Below are 14,022 nucleotides of genomic sequence, written 5' to 3' on the forward strand. Positions count from 1 at the left end.
CTCAGTCTCAGTAACTCTCTCTCAGTAACTCCTTATCAGCAAGCCCTTTTAAGAAAACGCCCCGCCTTTCCCTCGACCTCAAGTCAGACACCCTAGACGATTCAAGGCCATTCGCTCCACAAGCTTCAACCGCTATTCTAGATCCGAATATCCGCAGAAGTACGGCAAGACACGAACGAGCTTTCATTTTCCGAAGGAGGATGGGTATGAAGAGGCTGCTCAGCACGGCGGCAGGACGCAAGCATTCCCGGCAACGATGGGGGATTCTTCTCAGCATTGCAATGATCTTACAATTGTTCGGCGGAGCAACGGGAATCGCATCGGCCGACAACGAGAGTACGGCTGACGATGCGGCGATCAGCGCCGCGAGCACGATCGTAGCGACATCTGCGAACGAAGACGGAAGCATTACGTTCGTATTGCCCGACGAGAGTCAATCGGTAACGGTTAACGGCGGCTTCAACGATTGGGGGAACGACCATTCGGTTAGTCAGGCCATTAATGCAAACGTTTCCACTGGAGAAAAGCAAATCGAGATCGACGGTTTGCCGGCCAATCAGAGCTACGAGTACAAGTACTTGATCAACGGCACGTATTTTGAAGGCAAGAACTTAAGCGCTTCGACGGACGAGAACGGAACGTTGATGCTTCCGTATCCGGAGTTCGGGGTCAAAGGAAGCTTCGACGGCTGGAGCGAGCATCCATTGGCAGCAGACGAGAACGCTCCGGGCATTTACTCCTTCACGACCGAAGCCTTGGATGACGGCGCTTATGACTATAAATATTTTGCCAAAGCAAGCTCGGGGGATAACTCCTACTACTTCAACGACCCGACGAATTCCCTGAAGGCGTCGTCCGGCGACAGCCGAATCGTGGTCGGGGACGCCGCGCCGCTTCCGACCGCGGATGAGTTCGCCGAACAGCCGGGCGGAACGGTTAAATGGGTGCTGGCAGGTACCTTCCAGCAAGGGCTTGGCGACAGCGACAACTGGAAGCCGAACGGTACCGCGACCCGCATGAAGCACTTGGTCGGGGACTATTACGCTTTCTCCGCCGTTCTGGACGCCGGAACCTATCAATTCAAGTTCGCTCGCGACAATGGCTGGGATGGAGCGATAGGCAGCGCCGCCGACGGCAATATCTCGTTTACCCTCCAATCGACGGCCAAGGTAAACTTCTACCTCAACGGAGAGAAGGGGCAGGGCCGCATTGAAGTACCCGACGACGCGACCGTGACCGGAATCGCGCGATACGCTCCCGCCATCTCCGCCGATCTCTGGCCGAGACTGGTCGGCGATATGCAAGAAGCGATCGGAGACGGCGTTGGAGTCACTTGGTCTCCGAATTCCGCCAAGCAGATGTTCGTCGACTACTATTTTGACAACACGGTTTACAAGCTGCAGCGCACGATGCCTGCGGGAAGCTATGAAGGCAAGGTTGTGTTGGGCAATTCCTGGGACCCTCCGATCGAGAATTTCGGCGCGGGAGACCCGAACAACAGCAACTACGCGTTCAAGCTGGCCGACCGAGCGGACGTCACCTTCTCTTTCGATCAGAGGGACACCCCTCGCAAGCTGAAGGCGGACTATACGATCGGAAGCGGCAAGTACGATGGCAAGATCGACTCCTCGAAGATCGCCTTCGATAGCCGTTCGATCACGTTCAAGAAGCCGTTCGGGGCCATTAAGCAAGGGACGGAGGACCTGACGCTGCGGATCGCCGTCGGCCACGACGATGTGCAGATGGCTCGCGTCGAGCTGACGAACGGAGACGGACTGGCTTCCACCTATCCGATGCGCAGAGCAACGACGGTCGACAATCTGGACTACTACGAGGTGAACCTGAGCCACGATATTTTCGACAAAATCGGGATTTGGGGCTACAAGTTCATCCTGGTCGACGGCGCAACCAAAGTGGAATACGGGGATGACAGCAGCAGCGGCGGGACGGGAGCGGTCGTGTCCGACGGGGCGCTTCCGTTTAACCTGACGGTCTATGCGCCGGATTACAAGACTCCCGATTGGATGAAGAACGCGGTGGTCTATCAGATTTTCCCGGACCGATTCTTCGATGGGGATAAGAGCAACAACCGCGCCAAGCTGGTCGACGGGTCCCGCGGGGTGAGAAGCGAGACGGGCGCGAACGCTGGGAAAATCACCACGAATCCGCTGCAATTCTACGACGGAGGAGTAACGAACGATCCGGCGCCGAAGCAGGTGTGGGGGAGCTGGAGCGACGTTCCGGAGCGGCCGGACCGCAGTTCCGCGGTGAACGCTCCTTACTACCCGAATGCCAAGACGGACGGGATCTGGAACAACGAATTCTATGGCGGGGATATCCAAGGCATCGAGCAGAAGCTCGACTACCTGAAGCAGCTCGGCGTGACGGCGGTGTACCTGAACCCGGTCGCCTGGGCCTCATCGAACCACAAGTATGACGCGACCGACTACAAGCACCTGGATCCGATGTTCGGCGAGCCGGTGTACAACAAGCCGGGCGATCCGACCTCGGGCCTTAACTATGACGAGACGAGGCGAAAGTCGGACGCCGTGTTCGAGAAATTCGCCAAGGCGGCGGCCCAGAAGGGAATCCGCATCATCAACGACGGCGTGTTCAACCATGTCGGCGACGACTCCATCTACTTCGATCGCTACGAGAAATATCCGGAGATCGGAGCCTATGAGTATTGGGCGAAGGTATGGAACACGAAGAAGGCCCATCCGACTTGGACGAAGGAACAGGCGGAGCAGTCGGTCATCGCGTCCTTCACGAGCCAGATCAACCCGACGACCGGCCGAAATTACGTTTACCCGGACGACTTCGGCTTTACGACCTGGTTCACGATCGATGAGAAGACGGCTCTCGATAAGGACAGCACGACGGTCACGCACTACAGCTACGACGCATGGTGGGGCTACGATTCCCTCCCGGTCATGGACGCGAAGACGCCGCAAGCGGGAGATACGGAAGCGCTGGACGGCCAGCATGAATGGAACAACCTCGATTATCGCGACAACGTGATCGGTTACGATCTCTCCGGCAAGTCCGACGCGGATGCGGGCGCGGCGATGCAGCAGACGGCTTCGCAGCGGTGGATGTGGATGGGCTCGAGCGGCTGGCGCCTCGATGTAGCGCCGGACGTATCCAGCGGCACGTGGCAGAAGTTCCGCGAAGCCGTCAAGTCGGTCGCCGGCCGGACGGACGCGAACGGCAAGCCGATCGATGAGCCGGTCATCCTCGGCGAAGAGTGGGGCGTGGCGACGAAGTACCTGCTCGGCGACCAGTTCGACTCCGTCATGAACTACCGGTTCCGCGACGCTATCCAGAGCTTTATCATCAACGGCGGCAATGCCTCGGCGAACGCCGGCAATGCGGCGAACCTCAACGCGGCGCTGGAGAGAATCCGCGAGGATTATCCGAAGGAAGCGTGGCAGGCGATGCTCAACCTGGTCGATTCCCACGACACGGTCCGGTCGCTGACGAAGCTGGATAACCCGGCTTGGGAAGAAGAGAACATGAAGATCGCGGGCGACGCTTCGGACAAAGCTCTGAAGCAGCAAGCTTTGATCGCGATTTTCCAGATGGGCTATCCGGGCGCTCCTACGGTTTACTACGGCGATGAAGTCGGCGTGACCGGAACGAAAGACCCCGATTCGAGACGCACGTTCCCATGGGATCGCATCTCCGGCTCGAACGGCGATTACAGCGCGAACGGAAGGTATTCCGGCCTGTATGCGACGTACAAGAAGGCGGCATCGATCCGCAATAACAACGAGGTGTTCAGCACGGGCGATCTGAAGCTGGCGTATGCCGAAGGCAACGTGATCGCTTATGCCCGCAAGAACGACACGAAGGGCGCGCTCGTCGTTATCAACAGCGGCAGCTCGGAGGCCGAGATCGCGGCGGACGTTACCGGTTATTTGCCGGACGGCACGAAGCTGAAGGATCTTCTGGGAAGCTCGATCGAGGGAACGGTAACCGGCGGGAAAATCTCGCTGACGATCCCGGCGCTAACCGGCCTTATGATGCTGTCCGACGGCAATCTCGTCAGCGTGCAGGCTCCGGCGAATCTGCAGGCGGCGGCGGGGAACGGCAGCGTGTCCCTGTCTTGGGATGCCGTCGGCGGCGCCGATGGCTATCGCGTCTATCGTTCGCCGATCGAAGGCGGATCCCTGACGCTTCTCGGCGACGTTGAGGCTCCGGGCTATGTCGATACGACGGTGACGAACGGCATCAAATATTATTACTCGGTATCGACCGTGCAAGGCTCCGGAGAGAGCCTGCTCGGAGAAGCGGTATCCGGTACGCCTTCGTTCCCGATCGCGAGCGTAGGCGCGCCTAGCCAGGTTCCGGATCTCGTCATCGGCTTTGGCACCGCGACGAGCGACATCAACGTCTCGCTGTCGGTTCCGGGGTTGACGGATGACGGCGCCTATGCGGGTCAAGAAGCTCCGAACCTCTATGTGTCCCTTGTCGTTTACAAGGAAGGGGACGAGGCGAACGCTCTTGAGATCCCAATGGCCTATTCGCAGGACGAAGGTGCGAATAAGCTCTACAAAGCGAAGTTCGCTCCGACAGAACCGGGATCGTTCCATTATTACGCGAAGGCATCATCGGACAACGAGGAGACGTTCTCGTATTCGAGCGAGACGGCCATGACCGCGCTGCCTGACGCGAGCGACACGACGCCGCCCGATGCTCCGGCGCTTGCCTCGATCCTGGTGGAATCCGGGCAGGCGAATCTGAGCTGGAAGGCTTCGAGCGCGGACGCGGTCGCCTACGAGGTTTATCGCAAGACGGGAGCTTCCGGCTCGTATGCGAAGATCGCAACGCTGCTAAGCGCGCTCTCGTTCACGGACTACACGGTTTCTAACGGAACGACTTACGCCTACAAGGTAGCGGCCATCGACTCGGCTTATAATCGGGCGTACTCGGGCGAACAAGTCGTGACGCCGCAGCTCGTGATGGTCGATGTGACCTTGAGGCTGCACCTGCCGAGCTATACGCCGGCTACGGACGATATTTACATTGCCGGCCTGTACGATTGGAGCGCGAACGGGGGCAAGCTGAACGTGCCGAGCGGCGCAACCGACCGCAATACCGTGGAATATACGTTCAAGATGATGGCCGGCAAGTCGATTCAATATAAGTACACTAGGGGAACCTGGGAGACGGAGGCTTTCACGAGCCATACCCGTACGGCCGGCGACACCGAGGATTACGGCAACTGGGCGTACAGCTCGACCAATACGAACATGCAATTGAAGATCTCCAACCAAGGCGGGAACAAAATGGTCGTGGACGATTATGTCCTGCGCTGGGTGGATATGCCGATGATCGTCACGATGCCTCGGATCTCCTATGGCGACGATATTGCCTATTCGACCGCGGACAGCAAGTTCACGCTGCAAGCCTCGGTGCCGCGCGGAGTCTCCTTCACGATCAACGGCGACCCGATCCAGGCGGGAGCCATGGATACCCTTGGCCGCGTTTATCTGGAGGATATTCCGCTGAAGAGCGGGACGAACAAGTTCGTGCTCCATATCGAGCCGACACCGGAAACGCTGAGCCAGGAGTGGTATACCGATCCTGGACGCGCCGGCCAAGCGACCAAAACCTTGACTCTGACGATCACTCGAACCGGCAAGGATCCGGGCCAGAGCACGGGCGGCGTCTCCGGCGGCGGAGATTCGGTTCCTGCAACGGTGGAGAAGGGAGCCGTCCTTCTGCAGGCGAAACCCGATTCGAATGGGACGGCCGTTGCGACCGTGAACGAGGATGATTTGAAAAACGCGGCAGCTCAATCGACGAACGGTCAAGTGTCGGTTGTCGTTCGTTCGGACGATGGCGCGAAGAAGGTCATCGCGAACGTGCCGGTTCGGCCGATTCTGGCAAGCGGCAGCGGAATCGACCGCTTGTCCATCGATACCGGCTTCGCGACGGTACGGATCTCCGCGGGTCTGATCTCCGGCTCCGGAGCGAATCCGGAGCAAGTGACGCTGAGCGTGAGCAAGGCGGATCGCTCCAGCCTCTCCGCGGAAGTCCTTGCGGCGATCGGAGACAGCGACGTTTACGACTTCGAGCTGCTCATCGACGGCAAGAAAGTCAGCAAGTTCGACGGGCGGGACGACATCGCCGTCGAGTTGGCTTACGAGCTTAAGCCGGGCGAGAATCCGGAGCAAGTCATTGCGTATTACCTGAACGAGAAGGGCGGGCTAGAGGTCGTCAAGAACGCCCGTTACGACGAGAAGACGGGCAAGATCGCCTTCCGTCCGGCGCACTTCAGTCCGTATGCGGCAGCCTATGCGCAGGTCGCCTTCAGCGACATGCCGACGGCGAAGTGGGCGGCCGGGCCGATCGCGGCCCTTGCGGCGAGAGGCGCCGTCCAAGGAGTCGGCGACGGCCGGTTCAACCCGAACGGAACGGTCACGAGAGCGGAGTTCGTCACCATGCTGATCGAAACCTTCGATCTGGCGGACGGCTCGGCCAAGGCCGCCTTCAGCGACGTGAAGGAAGGAGCCTGGTATGCGGAAGCGGTCGCCTCGGCCCGGAAGCTGGGCATCGTGTCCGGACGCGCGGACGGCACGTTCGGCGTTCAGGACGCGATCACCAGGCAGGACATGGCGGTCCTGATCGCGAAGGCTGCCGAAGTGCTGAAGGTGAAGGCAGCCGGCTCGGACGGCGGAGCGGGCAGCCCCGCCTTCAAGGATCAGGCGCTCATCTCCGCTTATGCGGCGGATGCCGTCCTCAAAGCCAACCAGCTTGGGCTGATGGGAGGGAACGGCAGCGGAAGCTTCGATCCGCTTGCGAATTCCACCCGCGCTCAAGCGGCGGCCGTGCTGTATCGTTTGTTCGAATTGGCGGACTAAGTTTTTCGATACTTGATTTCCTGATACTCAACTCGATTTCCTGATACTCAATTCAGCGAAACTCGATGACCGAAACTCGATTACCGAAACTCGATTACCGAAACTCGATGACCGAAACTCGATTCACCGCTGCGCGATTTTCCGATATACGCTTCAACGTCTCCCGATACTCCGAAAGCCCCCTTGCCGGGGGCTTTCTTTTTTAGGTAAACGGAACCTGAGCGAAGGGGAGAGGAGGCGTAACGTTCATGCGGAGAGCTTGTATCTTCGTCGGCAAAACCCATTGTATAATTAAACTCGCGGTTGTATAATAATACAGAATTATCATTCGGCAGACAGACGCGCAATCAACAGGATCGACTTTCCTTCCTTACCGTAATTCGCTACAATGAGAAAGGTTTGTTCTCATCCGTTATCGGACATTAAATCGGCCTTTATTATCGTAATCTAGATCGGCGCATTTAGCCGTTTTTCATTTATGGGAGAGATTGCTTATGACTCACGGAACTCATGTACGCGCGGCGATTGTCGGCTCCACCGGATATGGCGGCGTGGAGCTTATTCGCCTACTGGCCGCTCACCCGAACGTGACGGTCACTTCGGTCGTTTCCTCGTCCACGGCGGGGACACTCTATTCGGACGCTTTCCCTCATCTCGTGGAGATCGTCACGGACTCGCTGGACGCCGTCGACCCGGAGTTGCTGAGGAGCAAAGCGGACGTCGTGTTCCTAGCGACGCCCCATGGAGTTAGCACGAAGCTGGTTCCGGACCTGCTTGCCGTCGGCTTGAAGGTCATCGACCTGTCCGGCGATTTCCGCCTCAAGGAGCGGGAAGTATACGCCGAGTGGTATAAGAAGGAAGCTCCGGAGCAGAGCTTCCTGGACCGCGCCGTGTTCGGCATGAGCGAGCTGTTCGGTGACGAAGTCAAGGGAGCCGAGTTCATCTCCAATCCGGGCTGCTTCCCGACCGCGACGACGCTTGGCCTGTATCCGGCCGTTCAAGCCGGTTGGATCGATCCGGACTCGATCATCATCGATTCCAAGACGGGGGTATCCGGCTCGGGTCGAGGCCTTAGCCTGTCGGCCCACTACTCCGAAGTGAACGAGAACTTCAAGGCTTACAAGGTCGGCCACCATCAGCACACGCCGGAGATCGAGATGATCCTGTCGCGCGCGGCCGGCCGTCCGGTCACGACGTCGTTCACGACCCACCTGGTTCCGATGACGCGCGGGATCATGAGCACGATGTACGCCACTCTGACGGATAAGAGCAGAACGAGCGAGGACTTCACCGAGCTCTACCGCCAATTCTATGAAGGCAGGCGCTTCGTTCGGGTTCGGCGGACGGGCACGTATCCGGCGACGAAGGAAGTGTACGGTTCGAATTACTGCGACATCGGCATGAACATGGATGCGAGAACGGGCAGGATCACGATCATCTCCGTTATCGACAATCTCGTGAAGGGCGCGGCCGGGCAAGCGATCCAGAACCTGAACCTGATGATGGGCTGGGACGAGACGCTGGGTCTGCTGTTTACGCCGGTATATCCATAAAGAGCGCACTTATGAGCGGCTGGATCAGACCGCATACGGAGGACAGGAACGACAATGGGGAAGACATACACCATCATCGAAGGCGGCATCACGACGCCTAAGGGCTTCAAAGCGGGCGGCTTGCATTGCGGTTTGAAAAAAACGGACAGAAACGATCTGGGCGTTATCGTGTGCGAGGTGCCTGCATCCGCGGCTGCCGTGTATACGACGAATCTGTTCCAGGCGGCTCCGCTCCAAGTGACTCGCGAGAGCTTGGCGGAAGAGGGCAAGCTTCGCGCGATGCTCGTCAACAGCGGCAACGCCAACGCTTGCACGGGCAAGCAAGGAGAAGACGACGCCAGAACGATGCGGTCCGAGATGGCGGAAGCGCTCGGCATTCCGAAGCATCAAGTGGCGGTCGCATCCACCGGGGTCATCGGCGAATTGCTTAAGATGGATCGCGTATCGTCGGGAATCGCGAAGCTTCCGGCGAAGCTTCTGACGGATGAACAGGGTTCAGATGATTTCTGCCAGGCTATCCTGACGACCGACCTCGTCAAGAAGACTTCCTGCGTTCGCCTGACGGTAGACGGTCAGGAAGTGACGATTGCCGGAGCGGCGAAGGGCTCGGGCATGATTCATCCCAACATGGCGACGATGCTCGGCTTCGTGACTACGGATGCCGCCATCTCCGCCTCCCTTCTTCAAGAACTGCTCCGCGAATCGACCAACGTGACGTTCAACATGATCACCGTCGACGGAGACACGAGCACGAACGACATGCTCGTGGCGATGGCCAGCGGCCTGGCCGGCAACAAGGAGCTGACTCGCGAGCATCCGGATTTCGCGGCGTTCGCCGCCGGTCTCCGCTATGTGTGCGAGGTGCTCGCGAAGGCGATCGCGCGAGACGGCGAGGGCGCGACGAAGCTGATCGAGACGACGGTAACGGGAGCGCAGTCCGACGACGACGCGCAAGCGATCGCCAAGACGATCATCGGCTCCAGCCTGGTGAAGTCCGCCGCATTCGGCGCCGACGCGAACTGGGGACGCATCATCGCGGCGGTCGGCCGCGCGGGTCGTCCGGTCGACGTCAACACGGTCGACATCCGGCTCGGCGATATCTCCGTGCTGGAGCAATCGAGGCCGGTTCCGTTCGACGAGGATGCGGCACTTGCATACCTCAAGGGCGACACGGTCGCCATTCGAGTGGACCTGAACCATGGAAGCGGGAAAGCCGTCGCTTGGGGCTGCGATCTGACGTACGATTACGTCCGCATCAACGCCGCTTACCGGACGTAAGGGGGCCGCAACCGTGAACCGATTCGTGATGAAGTGCGGGGGCAGCACGCTGGCTGCCCTTCCGGACGTTTTCTTCCAAGATATCAGGGAATTGCAAGAGAGCGGCGTCGAGACGGTTATCGTCCATGGAGGCGGTCCGGCGATCAACGAGACGCTCGGCAAGCTGGGCATCGAGAGCAAGTTCCTGAACGGGCTTCGGGTCACCGATGAGGCGACCCTCGAAGTCGTCGAGATGGTGCTGGCGGGCCGCATCAACAAGGAGATCGTGCGCAAGCTGCAGCAGAACCAAGCGAAGGCGCTGGGCCTGTCGGGCACGGACGGCCGCTTGATCGAAGCGGAGCCGGTCTCCAATGCCGGCGAGTTGGGCTTCGTCGGAGACACCGTCGGCGTCAACGCGGAACTGATCGAAGGCATCCTTAAGCTGGGCTACCTTCCGGTCATTGCGCCGATCGGAATCGATAAGCAAGGCCAGCGTTACAACATCAACGCGGACACGGCGGCGGGAGCGGTCGCTTCCGGGCTGGGCGTCGAGCGGATGATCGTCGTGACGGATGTGCCCGGCATCATGAGGACCATCGACGGCGAGAAGAAGGTGCTTCCGCAAGTGACGTTCGAGGATATCGAAGAGATGATCGCGAGCGGCGAGATTTACGGCGGGATGATTCCGAAGGTGCGAGCGGCGATGAGCTGCCTGCACGGCGACGTGAAAGAAGTGCTGATCGTCGACGGCTCCGTGCCGAATGTGCTTAGCAAGGCGGTACGCGAAGGCGGAATCGGCACTCGTATTTTGCGAGGTTAAGAATTAATCCCATTACAGGCTGGAAAGGAGAGATTGAGATGAGCAGTTTGTTTCCGACATTCACGCGCTATCCGATTACCTTTGTGAAGGGGAAAGGAAGCCGTCTATGGGACGACCAAGGCAAGGAGTATCTGGACTTCATGACCGGAATCGCGGTTACCGGCCTCGGTCATGTGCCGGAACGCGTGAAGAACGCGCTGGTGAGCCAGCTCGATCAGGTATGGCACGTGTCCAACCTGTTCCACCATCCCAATCAAGAGAAAGCGGCCAAGCTGCTGACCGATAACAGCTGCGCCGACGCCGTGTTCTTCTGCAACAGCGGCGCGGAAGCGAACGAAGCGGCGATCAAGATCGCCCGCCGCTACCAACAGAAGGTTCTTGGCAACGGCCGTTACGAGATCATCACGTTTACTAAGTCGTTCCATGGCCGCACGCTGGCGACCCTGACGGCGACGGGCCAAGACAAGGTGAAGGAAGGCTTCCTTCCGCTGCCGGAGGGCTTCGTCCATGTTCCTCTGAACGATATGGCAGCCGTGAAGGCGGCCATCACGGACAAGACGGCTGCGATCATGCTCGAGCTGATCCAGGCGGAAGGCGGCGTGCATGCGGCGGAACCGCAATTCGTTCGCGAGCTGCGCGAGCTGTGCGACCGCGAGGGCATTCTGCTCATTCTCGACGAGATCCAGACGGGGATGGGCCGTACCGGCAAGCTGTTCGCGTACGAGCACTATGGCATCGAACCGGATATTTTCACCCTTGCCAAGGGCATCGGCAGCGGCTTCCCGGTCGGCGCGATGCTGGCGAAGGCTCCGCTCATCCCGGCGTTCTCTCCGGGCTCGCACGGTTCGACGTTCAGCGGAACGCCGATCGCCACGGCGGCGATCATCGCTACGATCGAGACGATGCTGATCGAGCAAGCGCCTAATCGCGCGGCCGCATCCGGCGAGCTGCTCGTTTCGAAGCTGCGCGCCGCGCTGAACGACCTGCCGAACGTCGTGGAAGTGCGCGGCCTCGGCCTGCTCGTCGGAATCGAGTGCACCGGTCCGGTGGCCGACACCGTGACGGCGCTGCACCAGCGCGGCTTGCTTGTCATCACGGCCGGCGCGAACGTCCTGCGCCTGCTGCCTAACCTGCTCGTCACCGAAGAAGAGATCGACGAAGCGGTCGGCATCCTGGCGGCTGTTCTGTCCGAACAGCTGGCGGCTGCGACCAACTAAAAATATAGAGAAGCAAAGGAGGAATCGCCATGTTTCCAACCGCTAACGTGGAGGAGCTTGCTAATGGCCTGAAGGGCCGCGATTTTCTCGGATTGGTTGATTATAAGCCGGAGGAGATTCGTTACCTGATCGACCTGGCTAACGATTTGAAGCGCAAGCAGAAGAACGGCGAGATTTATCAGCCTCTCAAGGGCAAAACGCTGGGCATGATCTTCGAGAAGTCCTCGACCCGCACGCGCATCTCCTTCGAGGTCGGCATGTACCAGTTGGGCGGCCATGCTCTGTTCCTTAGCAAAAACGACATCCAAATGGGACGCGGGGAGACGATTCGCGATACGGCGATGGTCATGTCCCGTTACCTGGACGGCATGATCATCCGGACGTTCGGACACCGCAACGTCGTGGAACTGGCTCGCTCCGCAACCGTGCCGGTGATCAACGCATTGTCCGATCAGTCGCATCCTTGCCAGGCTCTGGCCGATTACCAGACGGTCTTCGAGAAGAAGGGCAAGCTGGAAGGCTTGAAAATCGCGTACATCGGCGACGGCAACAACATGCTGCACTCGCTGATGATCGGCGCAAGCAAGCTGGGCATGCACTTCGCCAGCGCGTCTCCGGAAGGCTACGATCCGGACGCCGAGCAAGTTCGCCTGGCCCGCGAGTTCGCTAACGAGACGGGAGCGAAGGTCGATATCCTGCGCGACGCGCGCGAAGCGGTCGAGAACGCGGACATCATCTATACGGACGTATGGGCGAGCATGGGCTTCGAAGAGGAGCAGAAGGAACGCGAACGCGCCTTCAAGAACTATCAGGTGAACGAAGAACTCGTCAAGAGCGCTCATTCGGATTACCTGTTCATGCACTGCCTGCCTGCGCACCGCGGCGAAGAAGTGAGCGAAGGCGTCATCGACGGCCGGAACTCGGTCATCTTCGACGAGGCGGAGAACCGCCTGCACGCTCAGAAGGCAATCATGGCTGCCATCATGTAAAAAAGGTTTTGCGAAGAGAGACAAGATAACGAAGGAGCGTTTACCCGATCATGGCTAAAGAAAAAATCGTGCTCGCCTACTCCGGCGGCCTGGACACTTCCGTCATTCTGACGTGGCTTAAGGAAACTTACGACGCGGAGATCATTACCTTCACCGCGGATATCGGACAGAAGGAGGAGCTGGACGGCCTGGAAGAGAAGGCGATCAAGACCGGCGCTTCCAAGGTCTACATCGACGACCTGCGCGCCGAGTTCGCGAAGGACTTCATCTACCCGATGTTCCAGGCTGGCGCTCTCTATGAAGGCCAGTACCTGCTCGGCACCTCGATCGCTCGCCCGCTGATCGCGAAGCGCATGGTCGAGATCGCCCGCGCGGAAGGCGCGACGGCAATCGCTCACGGCGCTACCGGCAAGGGCAACGACCAAGTCCGTTTCGAGCTGACGGCAGCCGCTCTGGCTCCGGACATCAAAGTGATCGCACCTTGGCGCGATGAAGCGTTCCGCAACGCGTTTCCGGGCCGCGCCGAGATGATCGCTTATGCCGAGAAGCACGGAATCAACGTTCAAGCTTCCGCCGCCAAGCCGTACTCGATGGACCGCAACCTGCTGCACATCAGCTTCGAGAGCGGCATGCTGGAAGATCCGTGGTTCGACTCCAGCGCGGACGACGTGCAAGACATGTACGTGCTAAGCGTTTCTCCGGAGAAGGCTCCGGATCAAGCCGAATATGTCGAGCTGGATTTCGAAGGCGGCAACTGCGTCGCGATCAACGGGGAGAAAATGAACCCGCTGGCCGTCATGGAGAAGCTGAACGAGCTGGGCGGCAAGCACGGCATCGGACGCGTGGACATGGTAGAGAACCGCTTCGTCGGAATGAAGAGCCGCGGCGTGTACGAGACTCCGGGCGGCACGATCCTGTTCACCGCGCACCGCAAGATGGAGTCGCTGACGATGGACCGCGACGTCATGCACCTGCGCGATTCCCTGATCTCCAAGTATGCGTCCCTCGTCTACAACGGCTTCTGGTTCGCTCCGGAGCGCCTGGCCATCCAAGCGCTGGTCGACGAGAGCCAGAAGAACGTAACGGGAACCGTGCGCTTGAAGCTGTACAAGGGCAACATTATGGCCGCCGGTCTGAAGAGCCCGGTAAGCCTGTACAATCCTCACATCGCGACGATGGAGGCAGACCCGACGCAAGCGTACGACCAAGGAGACGCGACCGGCTTCATTCGCCTGAACGCGCTGCGTCTGAAGGTATCCTCCGGCGTGAACGGAGCTTCCGGACTGAACGGATAATTTGAAGGGAGCAAGGAACGAA

General features: G+C 59.4%; 7 protein-coding genes. All 7 read left to right on the forward strand.

The window, feature by feature from the left end:
• Positions 1 to 206: 206 nt before the first annotated feature.
• A complete protein-coding gene (locus ELR57_RS25495) occupies positions 207 to 6,869 on the forward strand; it encodes an alpha-amylase family glycosyl hydrolase (RefSeq protein ID WP_126962342.1) in 6,663 nt (2,220 codons plus the stop codon).
• 494 nt (positions 6,870 to 7,363) lie between these two features.
• Positions 7,364 to 8,422 carry an N-acetyl-gamma-glutamyl-phosphate reductase gene (gene argC, locus ELR57_RS25500; protein WP_126962344.1) on the forward strand — a complete coding sequence of 353 codons (1,059 nt, stop codon included), beginning with the start codon at positions 7,364 to 7,366 and terminating at the stop codon, positions 8,420 to 8,422.
• Positions 8,423 to 8,476: 54 nt separating this feature from the next.
• Positions 8,477 to 9,700, forward strand: coding sequence for a bifunctional glutamate N-acetyltransferase/amino-acid acetyltransferase ArgJ (gene argJ, locus ELR57_RS25505; protein WP_126962346.1), 1,224 nt, complete (start codon positions 8,477 to 8,479; stop codon positions 9,698 to 9,700).
• 28 nt (positions 9,701 to 9,728) lie between these two features.
• Positions 9,729 to 10,499: an acetylglutamate kinase gene (gene argB / locus ELR57_RS25510; RefSeq protein ID WP_126962440.1), complete on the forward strand. Its 771-nt coding sequence runs from the start codon at positions 9,729 to 9,731 to the stop codon at positions 10,497 to 10,499.
• A gap of 38 nt (positions 10,500 to 10,537) precedes the next feature.
• Positions 10,538 to 11,716 carry an acetylornithine transaminase gene (locus tag ELR57_RS25515; RefSeq protein ID WP_126962348.1) on the forward strand — a complete coding sequence of 393 codons (1,179 nt, stop codon included), beginning with the start codon at positions 10,538 to 10,540 and terminating at the stop codon, positions 11,714 to 11,716.
• Positions 11,717 to 11,745: 29 nt separating this feature from the next.
• A complete protein-coding gene (gene argF / locus ELR57_RS25520; RefSeq protein ID WP_126962350.1) occupies positions 11,746 to 12,705 on the forward strand; it encodes an ornithine carbamoyltransferase in 960 nt (319 codons plus the stop codon).
• A 50-nt stretch (positions 12,706 to 12,755) separates the two neighbouring features.
• On the forward strand, positions 12,756 to 14,000 hold the full coding sequence (locus tag ELR57_RS25525) for an argininosuccinate synthase (protein ID WP_126962352.1): 1,245 nt from the start codon (positions 12,756 to 12,758) through the stop codon (positions 13,998 to 14,000).
• The last annotated feature ends 22 nt before the right edge of the window (positions 14,001 to 14,022 follow it).

The sequence above is a fragment of the Cohnella sp. AR92 genome (assembly GCF_003990975.1).
GTDB lineage: Bacteria > Bacillota > Bacilli > Paenibacillales > Paenibacillaceae > Cohnella.